We start from the raw sequence: 18,296 nt of genomic DNA on the forward strand, positions 1-18,296 counted from the left end.
GTTCACAGAAGGACGCCTCCGCTCCAGGTGTGCTCCTCGTACTCCGCGAAATAGCGCGCCGTCACCGCATCGCTCGCGGCGGCGCAGCTGCGTTGCAGCCGCTCCATCTCGACCGGCAGGTCGAACACGATGTCGGCGAGCGGGCGGTACTCCAGCTCGGTCCGGGCCCGGCCGAGCAGTCGCTGGGCCTCGTCGCTGAAGCCCGTACGCTGGCCGCTTCGCTCGAGCTTGGTCAGCGCCTTCTCGGCCTGCGCCAGCGACGACACGATCGAGCGCGGGAACCAGCGGTCGAGCAGCAGGAACTCGGCGGCCTGGCGGTCGGCCTCGATGCCGCGGTAGGCGCGGATGAACGACTCGTACGCTCCACAGGCTCGCAGCGTCGTGGGCCAGGCGACCTGCGGTCCGGACGCCAGCGCTGCAGTCGACAGGAGCCGAGCGGTCATGTCGACCCGCTCGATGCTGCGGCCGAGCATGTAGAACTGCCAGCCCTCGTCGCGAGTCATGGTCGAGTCGGCGATGCCGGAGATCATCGCGGTGCGGTTGCGCACCCACGCGAACATGTCGGGCGATCGCATCGCCCGGGCAGTCGGCAGGCCGCGCCACGTCGTGTTGATCGCGGCCCAGATGTCGGTCGAGAGGGTCTCGCGGGCACGGCGCGCGCTCTCGCGCGCGGCGCCGATCGCTGCTGCGATCGAGACCGGCGAGTCGGCGTTGTGCGCCAGCAGGTCGAGGATCATCCAGCGGTTGGGGTTGCCGGTGTAGTCCTCGACGCCCATGACCGAGAGGAGCTGCTCGCACGACGTGCGCTCGTCCATGCCGGGGTCCTCGATCAGCACCTGCATCTGGACGTCGAGGATGCGGGCGGTGTCGTCGGCACGCTCGAGGTAGCGGCCGATCCAGAACAGCGACTGCGCGATGCGGCTCAGCATGGCGTCGCCTCTGGTGGTTTCGAGGCTTCGGCCGCGGGCGGCCTCCGCACCTCAACCACCGGTGGTTGAGGTGCGGAGCGAAGCGGAGCCTCGAAACCACCCTCACGGCTCTGTTGCTGTTGCTGCTGCTCCTGCTCCTGCACGTGGACATCTTTCGTGCCGCCGTCGATCGCCGGACCGGCGGACTGCGTCGTGCCGGCGACGCGGCTCGCGGCGGGTGCGCCCTCGCCCTCGTCCTCGGGATCGGTCGGACTGGCCAGGACCCAGGTGTCCTTCGACCCACCACCGCGGCTCGAGTTGACGATCAGCTCGCCCTCCGGCAGCGCGACGCGGGTCAGCCCGCCGGGCAGCACGAAGACATCGTCGCCGTCGTGCACCGCGAACGGACGCAGGTCGACGTGGCGCGGGCGTATGCCGTCCTCGACCAGCGTCGGCACGGTCGACAGCGAGACGACGGGCTGGGCGATCCAGGCACGCGGGTCGAGCAGGATCTTGCCGCGCAGCTCGTCGAGCTCCTCGCGCGAGGCGGCCGGCCCGATCACGATGCCCTTGCCCCCGGACCCGTCGACCGGCTTGAGCACGAGCTCGTCGAGGCGGTCGAGCACCTCTTCGCGCTGCTCCGGCTCGCCCATCCGCCAGGTGTCGACGTTGCGCAGGATCGGCTCCTCCGACAGGTAGTAGCGGATCAGGTCGGGCACGTACGTGTAGAGCAACTTGTCGTCGGCGACGCCGTTGCCGACCGCATTGGCGATCGTCACGTGTCCGGCCCGCGCGGCGTTGATGATCCCGGGGACGCCGAGGGCCGAATCGGCGCGGAACTGCACGGGGTCGAGGAAGTCGTCGTCGATGCGCCGATAGATCACGTCGACCGGCTCGAGGCCGTTGGTCGTACGCATCAGGACCCGGCCGGACCGGCACACGAGGTCGCGGCCCTCGACGAGCTCGACGCCCATCGTGCGGGCCAGCAAGGTGTGCTCGAAGTAGGCCGAGTTGTAGACGCCCGGAGTCAGGACGACGACGGTCGGATCGTTGACGCCGGCCGGCGCCGCCTTGCGCAGCGCTGCGAGCAGCTGCCGGGAATACTGCGACACCGGGCGGATCCGATGGTCGGCGAACACCTCGGGCAGCGCCGCCGAGAGTGCCCGGCGGTTGGTCATGACGTACGAGACGCCGGACGGCACGCGGACGTTGTCCTCGAGCACGCGGAAGTCGCCGTTGCCGTCACGGATCAGGTCGACCCCGGCCACGTGCACGCGTACGCCGTTGGCGGGCTCGAGCCCGGCGACGACTCGGTGGAAGTGTGGCGAGGTCATGACCGTGGCGCGGGGGACGACGCCGTCCGCGAACAGCTCGCCCGAACCGTAGGCGTCTGCGAGGAATGCCTCGAGTGCGAGCACCCGCTGGCGTACCCCGCGCTCCACGTGCTCCCAGTCCTCGGCCTCGATCAGCCGGGGGACGATGTCGAGCGGGAACGGTCGCTCCTCGCCGGCGACGCCGAACGTGACGCCCTGCTCGAGGTAGGACGAGGCGAGCGAGTCGGCCCGCAGCCGAATCTCCTCGGCGCCCATCTTCTCGAAGGACTCATGGACCTGGGTGTAGTTGGACCGGACCTCGGCGTCCGCGAACATCTCGTCGAACCCCGCGACGGGTCCGTATCCGTCGAAGAGCTCGGGGATGTCCACGCGGTCTACCGTAGGACAGATTTGCTAACGGCGTGTTTCCGCCCCGGCCGCTCGCCCGGCCGAGGCGGTGTTGACCTAGTGCGCCGGACCCGCAGGCTGGTCGGCCTTGGCCGGCAGGAGCAGCGAGAGCGCGATGACGACCGCTCCAAACACCGAGCCGGCGATGAACGCCCACTGCAGTCCTCCGACGAAAGCCTCGTTCGCCGTTGACCCGCCAGACACGAGGCTCTCCGAGCGGTTCTCGAGAATCACGACGAGGGCCGCGGTCCCGACTGCACCGGCAACCTGCTGCAGGGTGCCGAGGATCGAGCTGCCGTGCGAGTAGAGCTCAGGCGGCAGTGCGCCCAGACCAAGGGTGAACACCGGAGTGAAGATCGACGCAAGGCTGACCATCAGCAGGATGTGCAGGCCGAGGAGCAGCGCGTACGGGGTGTCGGCGTCGATGACGCGGCTCATCGTGAACAACGCGGCGACCATGAGGACGGAGCCGGGGATCACGAGCGGCCGAGCGCCGACCTTGTCGTAGAGGGCGCCGACGCGCGGGCCAAGGAGTCCCATGGCCAGCCCGCCCGGCATCACGAGGAGGCCGGTCTGGATCGCCGACAGTCCGCGCAGGTCCTGCAGGTAGAGCGGCAACAGGATCATCGAACCGAGGAACGCCATGAAGGCGGTCGACATCAAGGCCAGGGTCACGGTGAACGTGCGGTGCTTGAACGCCCGCAGGTCGAGCAGCGGGCTGCCGACGCGCTGCAGGCGCAGCTGCCAGAACGTGAACAGTGCCACCAGAGCGGTGCCGGCGCCGATCAGCAGCGTCAGCTGGCCAGTGCTGCGGGCGCCGACCTCGCTGAGACCGTAGACCAACGCACCGAAGCCGAGCGCAGCGACGACGACGCTGAACCAGCTGACCGGTGCGGTGTTGGTCTCGCCGACGCTCTTGAGGTGGCGCAGGCTGAGCACCGAGACGATGGCCGCCACGGGCAGAACGAAGGCGAAGATCAGTCTCCACGAACCGAGCTGCAGGATGAGCCCGGACAGAGCCGGACCCATGGCCGGCGCGACCGAGATCGCGAGCATCATATTGCCCATGACCCGGCCCCTGGCCTGCTCGGGCACGACCGTCATGACCGTGGTCATCAGGAGCGGCATCATCACCGCGGTGCCCGCAGCCTGAACCGCGCGCCCGACCAGCAGCATCTCGAAGATCGGCGCCGTGCCGCAGATGATCGTGCCGATCCCGAACGTCGTCATCGCGATCGTGTAGGCGGCGCGGGTGGTCACGCGCTGCAAGAACCAGCCGGTCACCGGGATCACTGCGGCCATCGTCAACATGAAGATCGACGAGATCCACTGTGCGGTGCGCGCCGTCACGTCGAAGTCGGCCATGAGGCGCGGCATCGCGTTGATCATGATCGTCTCGTTGAGGATCACGACGAACGTCGCGGCGACCAGGAGCTTGATGACGAGTGGGGTCTTGCCCGTGTCAACCGTCTGGTCAGGAGCTGGGCTGAACTCGGCCTCGAACTCCTCGAGCTCGGCGCCTGTCGACGCCTCGGGCGTCCCCTCTGTGTGAGCGGTCATGGCTGGTCCTTTGATTCGGTGTGCTGGGGGCCGGTCGACCACCCTCATCAATACGACGAATGTGTAGTCACCATTTCGACATTCGGGTCAGACATTTTTTTGACCGACGCACATCGGCCGCCAACCCATGCCGCTCTGCGCGTGTCCCGCGAAGCGACACTGGGTTGAGATTCGACTTCTTTTGGAGCATTTGCCTGTGCCACCGGATACGCTTTCGATCAGAAAGGGGCCAGCGATGGCGGAGTCGTACGTGTTGGTGCTCAACGCAAGCTACGAACCGCTGCAGCGTGTCTCGATACGCCACGCTATCAAGATGCTCGTGCGTGAGGTAGCCGTCATCGAGGAGGAGGCCGGCGGCTCTTTCGGCCCATTCCCGGTGCCCAAGGTGCTGCGGCTCGTCCGCTACGTCGTGACCCGTTGGATGCACCGGCGCTCCAACCTGTGCACCAAGAGCGCGATCAAGGCCCGCGACAAGATGTGCGCCTACTGCGGTGGTCGGGCCGAGACGGTCGACCACATCGTGCCGCGCAGCCGCGGCGGGACGCTGACGTGGGACAACGCCGTCGCCGCGTGCATCAAGTGCAACCACCGCAAGGCCAACCGCACGCCCGCCGAGGCAGGCATGACTCTTTTGGTCACCCCCAGGCAACCCAGGTTCATCGTCGTCGCCTAGATCAGTTCACCGCGTCACCCGACGCAACCCACGCGTCAGCGGGCGCAACCCACGCGTCAGCGGGCGCAACCCACGCGTCAGCGGAGGTAGGGATCTACAGGCCCACCGACTCGTAGATGTCGTCGAGGGCGTCGAGGTAGGCGCCTTGGTCGTCGCCGACCTTCTTCTCGACCTCGGCGGCCTTGGCGAGCACCTCGTCGGCAACTTCCTCGTAGCGAGCGTTCCACTTCTCGGCCTCGATCTGCCAGTAGCCGCACGTGTAGAAGTCGGCCTGGGGCCACCGCAGCTCACGGCGCAGGTGGCGCCGAACGGCACGGCTCGCGCGCGCCTCGCCGGCAAGCCACACGTATCGGTCCCCGGCCGGCAGGTCGCGCGACGTCACCGCTTCGGCCAGCGCGTCGCAGATGTCGGTGTCCTTGGCAACGACCTGCCAGGTGACCTCGACGTCGGCCGGGCTCGGGAGCGGGATCTCGTCACCGGCGTCGGTCAGCACGATCACGACCTCGACCTTCTGACCCGGGTCGAGGCCGCGCAGGATCCGAGCCACCGCGGGCACGCCGGTGATGTCGGCGACCAGGAGCTGCCAGCGCACCCCGGTCGGAGCGGCATACAGGCCATGCGGCTCGATCAACCCGACCCGGTCGCCGGGACGACACGTCCGCGCCCAGTCGGAGCCGACGCCCTCGTCGTGCAGCGCGATGTCGAGGTCGATGCGCGTGTCGCCGTCGACGACGCGGTGATCCGACACGGTGTAGACCCGCGACTCCGGCTCGACCGCACCGTCGTGCAGCGTGACCTTCCAGTCGTCGTCGATCTCGGGGAGCGCGAGCTCGGCACCGGCCGGCGGGATCAGCACGCGTACGTACTCGTCCGGGATGCCGGTCGAGGCGAAGCGGTCCAGACCACCGAGCGTCACGGTGACCAGATGGGCGGAGAGCCGGCGGCGTCCCAGCACCGTGGCGGCATACGTCTTCACTGTGTTCCCCTCGATCGGCAGCCTACTTAGGCCAGCCTAACTTACGCCCGGTTGGTAGCGTGGCGCGGTGACGTCAACTACTCCGCCAGGGCCACTCAGTGTCCGGTCCATCAGCGCACCTGAGCACCTTGACTTCATCCGGAGTCGGTCCTCGGTGAGCTTCCTGCAGACCCCGGCGTGGGCGACGGTCAAGAACGAGTGGCGCGGCGAGTCGATCGGCTGGTTCGACGGCAGCACCCTGGCCGGCGCCGCACTCGTGCTCTACCGCCAGCTGCCCCGGCTCAAGCGCTACCTCGCCTACCTGCCCGAGGGCCCCGAGATCGACTGGAACGACCCCGACCTGGGTCGCTGGCTGACCCCTCTCACGGCGCACCTCAAGCAGCAGGGCGCCTTCGGCATCCGCATGGGACCGCCGGTCATCACCCGCCGCTGGCACGCCTCGACGGTCAAGCAGGCGATTGCCGATCCGGTCCTCACCACGCTGTCGGACGTACCCGCAGACGTACGCGACGACGAGGCGCTCGGCGTCGCCGCGGCGCTGACCCGGCTGGGCTGGAAGGAGATCCCGACCGAGAACGGCTTCTCGGCCGGCCAGCCGAAGTTCAACTTCCAGATCCCCCTTGCCAAGCGGTCCGAGGAGGAGATCCTCGCCGGCATGAACCAGCAGTGGCGGCGCAACATCAAGAAGGCCGCCAAGGCCGGCGTCGAGGTCGTACGCGGTCAGCGTGGCGACCTCGCCGAGTTCCACCGGGTGTATGCCGAGACCGCCGAGCGTGATCACTTCACCCCGCGGCCGCTGTCGTACTTCGAACGCATGTGGGACGCACTGACCGCCGAAGAGCCCGACCGCCTCGTGCTCTACCTCGCCCGTCACGAGGGCGACCTCGTCGCCGCCACCACGATGGTGCGCGTCGGCGAGCACGCCTGGTACTCCTACGGCGCCTCGACCACTGCGAAGCGCGACGTTCGCGGCTCCAACGCCGTCCAGTGGCAGATGATCCGCGACGCGATGGCCGCCGGCGCCACGGCGTACGACATGCGCGGCATCACCGAGACGCTTGATCCCGACGACTCGCACGTGGGGCTGATCCAGTTCAAGGTCGGCACCGGCGGCGAGGCCGTCGAGTATCTCGGCGAGTGGGACCTGCCGCTCAACCGCGCCCTGCACCTCGGTTTCACGACCTATATGAAGAGGCGATGACCGTGACCTTCGAGCTGGACATCGACGCCGAGCGCTGGCGACGAGGGCTGCGTGCCGTCGTCGAGAACACGCCCGGCATCGTCCCGGTCATCAAGGGCAACGGTTACGGCCTCGGCCGTGACCTGCTGGCCGCCGAGGCCAAGGAGCTCGGCCTCGAGATGATCGCCGTCGGCACGTACGCCGAGGTGCCTGATGCGCTGGCGGCCTTCGGCGGCGACGTCATGGTGCTGACGCCGTGGCGGCCGTTCTTCACCGATGTCATCCACGACGAGCGGGTCATCCACACGGTCGGCCGGGTCGAGGACATCGCGGCACTCGCCGCCGGTCCCGATGCCACGGCGCGTGTCCTGCTCGAGGGCGAGACGTCGATGGCCCGACACGGGCTCGACCGGCACGAGCTGGCCGCAGCAGTTGCCGCCCTCGGCGACCTGCGGGTCGAGGGCTTCGCGATCCACCTCCCGATGGCCGGCGGCAACCTCCGCGAGGCCGAGAACTGGGCCGCGGCGCTCGAGGCCTCGCAGGTCGAGACGACGGCGTTCTACGCCTCGCACCTGACCCAGGCAGAGCTCACGATCCTGCGTGAGCGCCGCCCCCAGCTCGAGATCCGGCCCCGCATCGGCACCGCGCTGTGGCTCGGCGATCTCGGCGCCCTGTCCGTACGCGCGACGGTGCTCGACACCCATCTCGTGGCACGTGGCGAGCGGGTCGGCTACCGGCAGCGGCCCATGCCGCGCGACGGTTCGCTGCTCGTCATCTCCGGGGGCACCAGCAACGGCATCGCCCTCGAGGCACCCAAGGCATCAGCCGGCGTCGTACAGCGTGGCAAGTCGCTCGCCAAGGGCGGGCTCGAGGCCGCCGGCTTCTCACTGTCACCGTTCACGATCGACGGCAAGCAGCGCTGGTTCGCCGAGCCGCCCCACATGCAGGCGAGCATGGTGTTCCTGCCGGCATCGGCCCAGGTGCCGCAAGTCGGTGACCGCGTCGACGTGGCGGTGCGGTTCACCACCGCCACGTTCGACGCCATCAACCTTCGCTAGCGCAGACGGACGACCGGCTGTAGGGGATCGTCGTCCTCTCGCCGCCGACCCAGACCGATCATGCCGGCGAGGACGGGCAGCAGGAGCCATCCGCCCTGGTCCGGGGGCAGCGTGCACGGTCCCAAGGGCGCGTTCCAGGTGCCTCCGGCAGCCTCACAGTCCTGCTTGTTCGTGGGCGTCCCAGAAGTCGGTTCAGAACACGGTCCGTTGCCGGGCTCTGTCGGGCACTGATCCTTCGAGGTCGGCTCGCAGCCGAGGTTGCCGTCCGGCTGCTCGTTCGGCCCACACTGCTCCTGGGTCGGCGTCGGCTTGGGCTTGTCGACACACTTCGTCTTTTTGTCGTTGAGCTGCTGGTCGCTGCCACACTTGGGCGGCGGCTTCTTGTAGGTCGTGCCCTTGGTGGACTTGATGTTCGCCGGCTTCGGGAACGATCCGCACTCGGTGCCCTCGAGCGCCGAGTTCATGTAGGCCTGGAACGTCTTGGCCGGGATCTGGCCACCGAAGAACGGGGTCATGTAGCCCTCGAGGTCACCGTTGCCGAGCTTGCCGCGGTTGTACATCACGGCAGTCGCGAGCTTGGGCGTGTAGCCGGCGAACCACGACGACGACACGTGCTGGTCGTTGTCGGGTCCGAACGTCGCGGTGCCGGTCTTGCCGGCCGTCGGACAGATCGTCCTCGCGTTGGATCCCGTGCCCGCGGCACCGGAGTTGACGACCTTCTGCATCGCCGCGATCGTGTCCGCCGCGACATCCTTGGGGATCGTCTGCTCGGTCTCGACCTTGTGCTTGTGGAGCGACTTGCCGCGGAAGTCGCTGACCGACTCGATGACGTACCAGTCGGCCCGCTTGCCGTCGGCCGCGAGCGTCGCATAGGCGTTGGCCATGTCGACGGGCGCCACCGGGAAGTAGCCGAGCGGGGTGACCAGCGGCGGACCGCCGTTCTGGTTCCTGACCTCGTCGACGATCCTCGTCGGGATGCCGGCCTGCTCGGCGGCGTCCAGGGTCTTGACGGGTCCGTCCTTCATCTGGTCCATGAGGTCGACGAACGCAGTGTTGATCGACTTCTGCGTCGCGAACTCCAGCGGCACGTTGCCGAACGACTCACCGCCGCTGTCGCCCTGGTTCTCGGTGACGGGCTTGCCATCGATGATGAGCGGTGACGCACCGTTGAGCTTGGTCTTGAGGCTGTAACCGTTCTCCAGCGCCGCGACGACGGCGAACGCCTTGAACGTCGAACCGGGCTGCGTGCGAGACGTCGCCCAGTTGACCTGGTTCTTGAGGTAGTCGCGCCCGGCGTACATCGCCTGCACGGCGCCGGTCCCCGGCTTGATCGAGACCAGCGACTGGTGCAGCTCGTCCTTGCCGGCCGGACGGAAGGCCTTGATCGCCGCGACCGCCTCTTTCTGCTTCCGGTAGTTGAAGGTCGTGACGATGCGGAGACCGCCCCCGTCGACCTTCTCCGACGAGAACTCCAGGCCGTCCATCTGCTTCTTGACGAGGTCGAGCAGGTAGCCCTTCGAGCCGCTGTAGCGGTTGATCTCGCGCTTCGGGACGACCTTCGGCAGGTGGTCGCTGAACTTCGCAGCCTGGTCGGCCGTGATGGCCCCGTCCTTGACCATGCCCGCCAGCACGTAACGGAAGCGCGGCCCGATGCGGTCCGCGGCACCCTCGGCGTACGGGTCGTAGTAGGTGGGGCTGTTGATGATCGTCGCGAGCATCGCCGACTGGGCGTAGTTGAGCTGCGAGGTCGGCTTGTCGAAGTACGTCTTCGAGGCGACCTCGACGCCGTAGGCGCCGTTGCCGAAGTAGATCGTGTTGAGGTAGCCCTCGAGGATCTCCTTCTTGCTCAGCTGGTTGTGGATCTTGATCGACAGGATCGCTTCCTTGACCTTGCGCTTGTAGGACTGCTCCTGCGTCAGGTAGAGGATCTTGACGTACTGCTGCGTGATCGTGGAGCCACCGCCCTGGATCTCTCCACTGGTGGCGTTGTTGCGGGCCGCGCGGATGATGCCCTTGATGTCGATGCCGCGGTTGGAGTAGAACGAGCGGTCCTCGGCGGCGATCGCAGCGGCTTGCATCGAGGCCGGGATCTCGTCGATCGAGATGCTCTCGCGGTCCTGCGTCGCGAAGGTGCCGAGCACGTGCTTGCCGTCGGAGTAGTAGACCTTGGTCGTCTGCGTCTGGAACGCGGCATTCGCGCTGGGGATGCTGATGGTCTGGTAGAGGATGAAGAACGTCGCGGCCATGAACAGCACGCCGAGCACGCTCAGCAGGGCTCCCCAGCGGATCGTCCTGAGCCACCAAGGGCCGGCTCCACCGATCTTTCGGGCGATCGCCTTGAGCCGCCCACCGTCCGCGTCAGGACGTGGCGCTTTCTTTCGCTGTGCTGGCAAGGGTCCGTCTACCTCCATGGGGATCCCGGAATCGGATCCGTCAACGACCAAGTGTGCCGAACCTACCTGAGGAATGGTTAATCGCCCGGGGTCCGCGTGTGCTGGGTCACGAAGACCGAGGGTTTGCCGATACACCAGTTAGATGTATCGTTCCGATATACAAACAAATGACAGACTTTGTCAGGACGGGCACATGACACGACGCGGCGCGGCACTCGAGGTGGCAGTCCTCGGACTGCTCCACGATGCCCCGATGCACGGCTACGAGCTGCGCAAGCAGGTCAACGCCTTGCTCGGCTGGAGCCGCATCCTGTCCTACGGCACGCTCTACCCCTGCCTCAAGGCTCTCGGCAAGGCCGGCTTCATCGTGGCCGACGAAGCCACCGAGCCCGAGGGTCGGGGACGCCGTGCACGGATCGTCTACAAGCTCACCGCCGAGGGCAAGGAACACTTCAGCCAGGCACTCGAGGACTCCGGTCCTTCGACGTGGGACGACGAGACGTTCGGCGTACGGTTCGCGTTCTTCGCGCGCACCGATGCCGCCTCGAGGGTTCGCATCCTCGAGGGACGACGAAGCCGACTGGAGGAGCGCCTCGACAACGTCCGCAAGGCAGGACAGCGGAAGCGGGATCGGGTCGACTCCTACACGTTGGAGCTGCAGAGGCATGGCCTGGAGTCGGTCCAACGCGAGGTCACCTGGTTGACCGAGCTGATCGACCGCGAGCGCTCCGGCGGCTATCCAGACACAGACAGCACGACCAGCACAGACCTCAACACGACCGAGAAGTGAACACATCAATGAAGGAGAACCCATGGGTTCGGTACGCGTAGCAATTGTGGGTGTGGGCAACTGCGCCACGTCCCTGATCCAGGGCGTCGAGTACTACAAGGACGCTGACCCCGCAGGCAACGTCCCCGGGCTCATGCACGTCGAGTTCGGTGAGTACCACGTCAAGGACATCGAGTTCGTCGCCGCTTTCGACGTCGACGCCAAGAAGGTCGGCTTCGACCTCTCCGAGGCGACGCAGGCCAGCGAGAACAACACGATCAAGATCGCGGACGTGGCCCCGACAGGCGTCATCGTCCAGAAGGGCAACACGCTCGACGGTCTCGGCAAGTACTACCGCGAGACGATCGAGGAGTCGGACGCCCCGGCCGTCGACATCGTCCAGGTCCTCAAGGACACCAAGGCTGACGTCCTCGTCTCCTACCTCCCGGTGGGCTCCGAAGAGGCCGACAAGTTCTACGCCCAGTGCGCGATCGACGCGAACGTCGCGTTCGTCAACGCTCTGCCGGTCTTCATCGCCTCGGACCCCGAGTGGGCCAAGAAGTTCGAGGACGCCGGCGTCCCGATCATCGGCGACGACATCAAGAGCCAGGTCGGCGCGACCATCACGCACCGCGTCATGGCCAAGCTGTTCCAGGACCGTGGCGTCGTGCTCGACCGGACGTACCAGCTCAACGTCGGCGGCAACATGGACTTCAAGAACATGCTCGAGCGTGACCGCCTCGAGTCCAAGAAGATCTCGAAGACGCAGGCCGTGACGTCGAACCTCGACCACGACCTCGGCGCCAAGAACGTGCACATCGGCCCGAGCGACTACGTCCAGTGGCTCGACGACCGCAAGTGGGCGTACGTCCGCCTCGAGGGTCGCGCGTTCGGTGACGTCCCCCTCAACCTCGAGTACAAGCTCGAGGTCTGGGACTCGCCCAACTCCGCCGGCATCATCATCGACGCCATCCGTGCGGCGAAGATTGCCAAGGACCGTGGCATCGGCGGCGCCCTGCTGTCGGCCTCGTCCTACCTGATGAAGTCGCCCCCGGAGCAGCGTCCCGACGACCTCGGTCGCGAGATGCTCGAGAAGTACATCCGCGGTGAAGTCGAGCGCTAAGCCAACCGCTGGTTGAGCTTGTCGAAGCCATGAAGGGCCGGTCCCGTGGGGGCCGGCCCTTCGTCATGCCCGGAGCAGCCGGGCGAACGTGTCGCGCATGATCGCGCGGGCCTCGTCGACCTCGCGACCGAGGTCGTCGCGGGCGAACGACCAGGTCATGCCGCCCGCCGCCGCCATCAGGGCAACGCACAACGCGCCGTCCGCGCCGCCTTCGGAGGCCAGCTCCGCCGGGAAGGTCTCGAGCAGGTCGCGGCGCAGCCGCTGGATGAGCTCACGTCGGGCCGCAGCCAGCGCCGGCGAGAACGGCTCGCCGAGGACCGCCGACCGGGCTGCGGGCTCGAGGTGCTCGAGCTGGAGGGCGCGCTGCCGGCAGAACCGGTCGATCCGTTCGTCCAACGGGAGTGACGCGTCGATCGTCTGACGCATCCTGGCGTCGGCATCGAGCCAGTACGCCGTGGTCGCCTCGAGCAGCGTCTCGAGATCCTTGAAGTTGAGCCAGAGCGTCCGCAGCGACACCCCCGCCCGCTCCGCGATGACCTTGGCCGTCGGCTTCAGCTCGCCCTCGCGCAGGAGCTCGGCATGCGCCTCGACGATCGCCTCACGCGTACGTTCGCCGCGCGCGACCCGTCCGTCGCTGTGACGCTCGACCATCAGCTTCGAGCGTTCCAGAAGGCCTTGAGGGCCTCTGTGGCGTCGGCTTCGCTCAGGGGGCCGCGATCCATCCGCAGGTCGAGCAGGAACCGGTACGCCTCGCCGACCTCGGGCCCCGGCGGGATGCCGAGGATCGCCATGATCTGTGCACCGTCGAGATCGGGGCGGATCGAGCCGAGCTCCTCCTGCTCGGCCAACACCGCGATCCGCTCCTCGAGCTCGTCGTACGTCCGCTGGAGGCGCAAGGCCTTCTTCTGGTTCCGGGTCGTGGAGTCCGCGCGGGTCAGAATGTGGAGGCGCTCGAGCTGGTCGCCGGCATCGCGGACATAACGGCGTACGGCCGAATCGGTCCACTCGCCGGAGCCGTAGCCGTGGAACCGAAGGTGCAGCTCGACGAGCTTCGCGACCTGGTCGATGATGTCGTTGCTGTAGCGCAGCGCCTTCATGCGCTTGCGGGTGAGCTTGGCGCCGACGACGTCGTGATGGTGGAACGTCACGGTTCCACCCTCGACGAACCGGCGCGTCTTGGGCTTGCCGATGTCGTGCAGCAGCGCGGCCAGGCGGATCACGAGGTCGGGCTGCGACTCCAGCCGGCCCTCGAGCTCGATCGCCTGCTCGAGCACCGTCAACGAGTGCTCGTAGACATCCTTGTGCCGATGGTGCTCGTCACGCTCGAGGATCAGGGCCGGCAGCTCGGGAAGCATCTGCGCGGCAAGGCCGGTGTCGACCAGCAGCCGCAAACCCGCGACGGGGTGCGCGCCGAGGATCAGCTTGTTGAGCTCGTCGCGGATGCGCTCAGCCGAGACGATCTCGAGTCGGCTCGCCATGTCGGTCATCGCCGTCACGACGTCGGGGGCTGCGCTGAACCCCAGCTGGGACACGAACCTCGCGGCCCGCATCATCCGGAGCGGGTCGTCGCTGAACGACTGCTCGGGCGTGACCGGCGTACGCAGCAACCGCGCGTCGAGATCGTCCTGGCCACCGAACAGGTCGACGAACTCCGCCGACGGCAGCCGGATCGCCATCGCGTTGACTGCGAAGTCGCGCCGCGACAGGTCGCCCTCGAGGGTGTCGCCGAACTGCACCTCGGGCTTGCGCGAAGCGGTGTCGTAGGCATCGCTGCGGTAGGTCGTGATCTCGAGGTCGTGCTGCCCCTTGCGCAGCCCGATCGTGCCGAACTCGCGGCCGACGTCCCACATGGCGTCCGCCCACGACCCGGCGATGCGCTCGATCTCCGCGGGCCGCGCCGATGTCGAGAAGTCCCAGTCGTTCCCGGGCCGGCCGAGGACCGCATCGCGTACGGGACCGCCGACGATGGCCAGCTCGTGGCCCGCCGCCTCGAACAGCGCGCCGAGCTCGGCCAGGAACGGGTTGGCGTCGAGCGAGGCCTCGATCCTGGCCCGTCGATCCGGGTTCAGCGTGGGCGTGGGCACGAGGACATACTCTATCGGCGATCAGCCGCGTGCCTTGAGCCCGTCGACAGGACGCGCTTCTACAGGCTCAGCCAGCACAGCGCGTACGTCTAGCATGTTCGGGTGAGCAGCCGCCGTCGTCCCGTTCTCGTCGCGATGCTCGCGACAATCCTCTGCGGTGTCATGGTGCCGAGCTCGCCAGCCAGTGCCGCCGACAAGGATCCCGAGCTGACAGTCAGCATCCAGTCGCTCAGCCCCAGTCGCCTCGGGAGCAACAGCACCGTCACGATGACCGGGACGGTGACCAACCACGACGACCACGCCTGGACGAACGTGCAGGCCTATCTCGTCATCCCGACGGTGCCGTTCACGACTCGCGCCCAGGTCGGTGACGCCGTCGACAACGGCGCCGCCTACACCGGCGTGCGCGTCGTCGACGCAGGCACGTTCGACGACATGGGCGACCTGGCGCCGAAGCAGAGCCGCCAGTTCACGGTGAAGGTTCCCTACGCCCAGCTCGGGATCAGCGGCGCCGAGGGCGTCTATCCCGTTGGCGTGCAGATCTTGGGCACGGACACGGGCGGTGAGCGCAGCAACGACGCGATCGCGAGGGCGACGACGTTCCTCCCGCTGGTCTCCTCCGGGCACCAGCAGATCCCGGCATCGGTGGTCTGGCCGTTCCTGATGCCGGATCGCCGCACGTACGACGGTGACTATGCCGACTCCGCGGGCCTGATCGCCGCCGTCTCCGCCGGTGGGCGCCTGCGCAACCTGCTCGACCTCGCTGCCAGCACGGACAGCAACTCCTCCAGCGCCTTGATCGACCCCGCACTGCTGGTCGGCGTCGACGACCTCGCCAACGGCCGCCGCGTCGCCGACGACGTCGACCTCACCGACCAGCAGAGGGTCGAGGCACGCGCATTCCTCGACGACCTCCTGGCGTTCGCCCGACGGCAGGGCTCCTGGATCCTCGGCTTCGACCGGCCCGATGTGCTCGCGCTCTCGCAGAACGGCGACCTCGAGGGGCCACTCAAGGAGGCCATCAACCGGGCCACCGACTCGGCGCTGACCAAGTTCCAGCTGTTCGGCCGGCGGACGTCATGGCCCAGCGCGAACGGAGTCACGGCGAGGCTGCTGCGCGACCTGCGTGGACCCGGTGACAGTCCGGTGATCGTCCCGTCCGGCGCACTGCCCGACTGGGACCGCCGTCAGGGATCGATCGTGCAGTACTCGACCCCAGCCGGGCCTATGCCGCTGCTCGTCACCGATGCGCTCGATGCCGGAGTGCCGGGACAGGACTCGGTCGTGACGCTGCGCCAGCGCATTCTCAGCGAAGCCGCCCTGGCCACGCTGCAGCGAGAGATCGACCCCAAGTCCCGAGCGGACGCCGTCACGATGGTCGACCCCAGGTGGAACCCGGGGACGCAGTGGGCGACCGGACAGCTCTCTGCGGCGTTCGAGACGCCGTTCACGTCCGGTACGAGCCTCGAGTCGTTGTTGACCCGTCCGTTGACGACCTACAACGGCAAGGTCGCGTTCGCCAAGGACCGCACCCTCAGCCGCGCACAGCTCGAGGCTGCGGCCGACATCGTGGCCAAGGGCGGGGCGCTGAGCTCGGTGATCCCGCAGAGCGACTCGGTCGACGACGCCCTCGCCCAGGATGTCGCGAGCGTGCTCGGGATCCGCTGGCGTACGGATCCGGCCACCGGGACCGGGATCGCCAAGAAGCTCGCGGCCCAGGCCGGCGCCGAGCTCCGAAAGATCACGATCAAGGGTCCGCCGTCCGTCACCCTGTCCAGCTCCAAGGGCGGCTTCCCGATCACGATCCGCAACGGCACCGACGAGGCGATCCGCGTCGGTGTCTCGCTCGAGTCCAGCAACCCGGCGCTGACGGTTCCCGACGTCAAACCCGTCGACATCGGCGCCGGCGAACGCCGCACGCTCACGGTCGACATCGACCTGGGTCGCCAGAACGCCACGACCATCACGGCCCGCCTGAAGTCGACCGACGGCAAGGCGATCGGTCAGCCCGCCGAGTTCAACGTCAGGTCGTCCAAGATCGGCGTCGTGCTCTGGGTCGCGATGGGGCTCGCCGCCCTGCTGGTGCTCGCCGCGCTGGTGCGCCGCTTCAGCCGGCGGCGCAACCGCAACCGTGTCGCGTCCGAGCGGCTGGCTGACGACGATGACTGACCAGACGATCGCACGAGCCAGCGCCTGGATGGCGCTCGGCACGATCGTCTCGCGCTTCACCGGGTTCCTCAGGGCGGCCCTGTTGGCCATCGTGATTGGCACGTCGCTCAACGCCGACCTGTTCGACATCGCCAACACGATCCCCAATTCGCTCTACATCCTGCTGGCCGGTGGCGTGTTCAACGTCGTGCTGGTGCCTCAGCTCGTCCGGGCGATGAAGAACGACGAGGACGGCGGTGACGCATACGCCAACCGGATCATCACCCTCGGACTGCTCGTCCTCGGCATCGGCACGGTCGTGCTGATCGCGCTCGTCCCCCAGCTCCTGCACGTCGTCTTCGATGCCGACCTTTTCAACAAGCCAGGTCTGGGTCACCAGCGTGATTCGGCACGGCTCTTGATGCTGCTGTGTCTGCCGCAGGTGTTCTTCTACGGCGCTTTCGTGCTCACCGGCCAGGTGCTCAACGCTCGGGGTCGATTCGGGCCGATGATGTGGGCGCCGATCGTCAACAATGTCGTCGCGTGCACGGTGATCGTCATCTACGCCTTCGTGTTTGGTGCCAGCAACGGCGTCGACGGCTTCTCGACCTCAGAGGCTCTCGTGCTCGGCCTCGGCTCCACGACGGCGATCGCTCTGCAGGCGCTCGTGCTGGTGCCCTATCTCCGCATGGCGGGCTTCCGGTTCCGTCCGCGCTTCGACTTCCGTGGTGTCGGCCTCGGCAAGACCCTCAAGCTCGGCGCCTGGACCCTCGCGTTCATCATCGCCAACCAGATCGCCTTCATCACGATCAACAAGATCGCGACCAAGGGAACGATCACCGGAGCCACGGACGGCAAGACCGCCACAGGTTCCACGGTGTACGGCCTGGGCTTCCTCATCAGCCAGCTCCCGCACGGGGTCATCACGGTTTCGCTGGCCACCGCGGTGATCCCCACGCTCGCGAGCCTCGCGGCGGACCGGCACTACCGCCGGTTCCGCATCGAGCTCGGGCGGACGGTCCGCATCGCGTTGTCGATCGTCGCCCCCGTCGCCGTCGCGCTCCTGTGCCTCGGGCAGCCGGCCACCGCGATCGCCGGCGGGGTCGGCTCCCTCGGCGGCCAGACCGTCGCCATCGGTCACACGATCCAGGCGTTCTCGCTCGCGATGGTGACGTTCACGGTGCACTACCTGATGTTGCGCGGCTTCTACGCCAACGAGGACAACCGCACCCCCTTCTTCATCCAGGTCGTCATCGCGACGGTCAACATCGGCTTGGCCTATCACCTCGCCACCAACGTCGAGCCCGCTCGCGTCGCGATGATGCTCGCGCTGGCGTTCGGCATCGCCTATTTGGTCGGCGCCATCCTCTCGGCGTCACTGCTTGCCTTTGCGGTGGGCAACGTCTTCGACTGGGAGATGGTGGTGTTCTTCCTCCGACTCGTCGTCGCGTGCGCCTTGGCGGGGTTCGTCGCCCTCGGCTTCCTGCACGGCCTCGACACCGCAGGCATCGAGCCGGCCCGGGCGGTCGGGGGCGCGATCACGACGGTCGTTGCCGGATTGGCCGGTGCCGTCACGTACGTCACCGCTGCCCGCGTGCTCGGGATGGACCAGCTGACGTACGTCGTCGACACCCTGCGGCGCCGCGGCTGAATCGTCTGCCTCCGATCCACCCGCGGACTAGCATGGAATCAGTCCAAAGAGG

The 18,296-nt window shown here is 67.7% G+C and carries 14 protein-coding genes; 7 read left to right on the forward strand and 7 right to left on the reverse strand.

Annotation, left to right across the window (positions count from 1 at the left end):
• Window positions 1-2: 2 nt before the first annotated feature.
• The 3 genes from AC1DVU_RS04590 to AC1DVU_RS04600 all read right to left on the reverse strand — a co-directional run bounded on the left by AC1DVU_RS04590 (window position 3) and on the right by AC1DVU_RS04600 (window position 4,189).
• A complete protein-coding gene (locus tag AC1DVU_RS04590; RefSeq protein ID WP_476921243.1) occupies window positions 3-929 on the reverse strand; it encodes an alpha-E domain-containing protein in 927 nt (308 codons plus the stop codon).
• The gene (locus tag AC1DVU_RS04595; RefSeq protein WP_476921244.1) at window positions 923-2,611 is read right to left on the reverse strand and encodes a circularly permuted type 2 ATP-grasp protein; all 1,689 of its coding nucleotides are present in this window, start codon (window positions 2,609-2,611) and stop codon (window positions 923-925) included. The genes AC1DVU_RS04590 and AC1DVU_RS04595 overlap by 7 nt, the downstream gene beginning before the upstream one ends.
• Window positions 2,612-2,686: 75 nt before the next feature.
• On the reverse strand, window positions 2,687-4,189 hold the full coding sequence (locus AC1DVU_RS04600; RefSeq protein ID WP_476921245.1) for an MDR family MFS transporter: 1,503 nt from the start codon (window positions 4,187-4,189) through the stop codon (window positions 2,687-2,689).
• Window positions 4,190-4,424: 235 nt separating this feature from the next.
• On the opposite strand from AC1DVU_RS04600, the gene AC1DVU_RS04605 reads away from it, so the two are divergent.
• Window positions 4,425-4,862, forward strand: a complete 438-nt coding sequence (locus AC1DVU_RS04605; RefSeq protein ID WP_476921246.1) for an HNH endonuclease — start codon at window positions 4,425-4,427, stop codon at window positions 4,860-4,862.
• Between the two features lie 94 nt (window positions 4,863-4,956).
• On the opposite strand, the gene AC1DVU_RS04610 is transcribed toward AC1DVU_RS04605, so the two are convergent.
• Complete coding sequence (locus AC1DVU_RS04610; protein WP_476921247.1) at window positions 4,957-5,838, reverse strand: siderophore-interacting protein; 882 nt, start codon at window positions 5,836-5,838, stop codon at window positions 4,957-4,959.
• 67 nt (window positions 5,839-5,905) lie between these two features.
• Between AC1DVU_RS04610 and AC1DVU_RS04615 the strand changes: the two genes are divergently transcribed.
• Window positions 5,906-7,039, forward strand: a complete 1,134-nt coding sequence (locus tag AC1DVU_RS04615; protein ID WP_476921248.1) for a lipid II:glycine glycyltransferase FemX — start codon at window positions 5,906-5,908, stop codon at window positions 7,037-7,039.
• A 2-nt stretch (window positions 7,040-7,041) separates the two neighbouring features.
• On the forward strand, window positions 7,042-8,076 hold the full coding sequence (locus AC1DVU_RS04620) for an alanine racemase (protein WP_476921249.1): 1,035 nt from the start codon (window positions 7,042-7,044) through the stop codon (window positions 8,074-8,076).
• Here AC1DVU_RS04620 and AC1DVU_RS04625 read toward each other — a convergent pair.
• Complete coding sequence (locus AC1DVU_RS04625) at window positions 8,073-10,469, reverse strand: transglycosylase domain-containing protein (RefSeq protein WP_476921250.1); 2,397 nt, start codon at window positions 10,467-10,469, stop codon at window positions 8,073-8,075. The two genes, AC1DVU_RS04620 and AC1DVU_RS04625, sit on opposite strands and share 4 nt — an antisense overlap.
• Window positions 10,470-10,662: 193 nt before the next feature.
• On the opposite strand from AC1DVU_RS04625, the gene AC1DVU_RS04630 reads away from it, so the two are divergent.
• Complete coding sequence (locus AC1DVU_RS04630; protein ID WP_476921251.1) at window positions 10,663-11,259, forward strand: PadR family transcriptional regulator; 597 nt, start codon at window positions 10,663-10,665, stop codon at window positions 11,257-11,259.
• A gap of 22 nt (window positions 11,260-11,281) precedes the next feature.
• Window positions 11,282-12,361 (forward strand): inositol-3-phosphate synthase, encoded by a 1,080-nt coding sequence (locus AC1DVU_RS04635; RefSeq protein WP_476921252.1) that lies wholly within the window; start codon window positions 11,282-11,284, stop codon window positions 12,359-12,361.
• Between the two features lie 63 nt (window positions 12,362-12,424).
• Here the strand turns inward: AC1DVU_RS04635 and AC1DVU_RS04640 are convergent, their stop codons facing one another.
• Together AC1DVU_RS04640 and AC1DVU_RS04645 are read right to left on the reverse strand one after the other, a co-directional pair.
• Window positions 12,425-13,012, reverse strand: a complete 588-nt coding sequence (locus AC1DVU_RS04640; protein ID WP_476921253.1) for a TetR/AcrR family transcriptional regulator — start codon at window positions 13,010-13,012, stop codon at window positions 12,425-12,427.
• On the reverse strand, window positions 13,012-14,445 hold the full coding sequence (locus AC1DVU_RS04645; RefSeq protein ID WP_476921254.1) for a CCA tRNA nucleotidyltransferase: 1,434 nt from the start codon (window positions 14,443-14,445) through the stop codon (window positions 13,012-13,014). Before AC1DVU_RS04645 ends, AC1DVU_RS04640 begins: the two co-directional genes overlap by 1 nt.
• A 102-nt stretch (window positions 14,446-14,547) precedes the next feature.
• On the opposite strand from AC1DVU_RS04645, the gene AC1DVU_RS04650 reads away from it, so the two are divergent.
• Window positions 14,548-16,614 (forward strand): DUF6049 family protein, encoded by a 2,067-nt coding sequence (locus AC1DVU_RS04650; RefSeq protein ID WP_476921255.1) that lies wholly within the window; start codon window positions 14,548-14,550, stop codon window positions 16,612-16,614.
• Window positions 16,607-18,244: a murein biosynthesis integral membrane protein MurJ gene (murJ, locus tag AC1DVU_RS04655; protein ID WP_476921256.1), complete on the forward strand. Its 1,638-nt coding sequence runs from the start codon at window positions 16,607-16,609 to the stop codon at window positions 18,242-18,244. Before AC1DVU_RS04650 ends, murJ begins: the two co-directional genes overlap by 8 nt.
• Window positions 18,245-18,296: the final 52 nt, after the last annotated feature.

The organism is Aeromicrobium sp. P2_G6 (genome assembly GCF_056403535.1).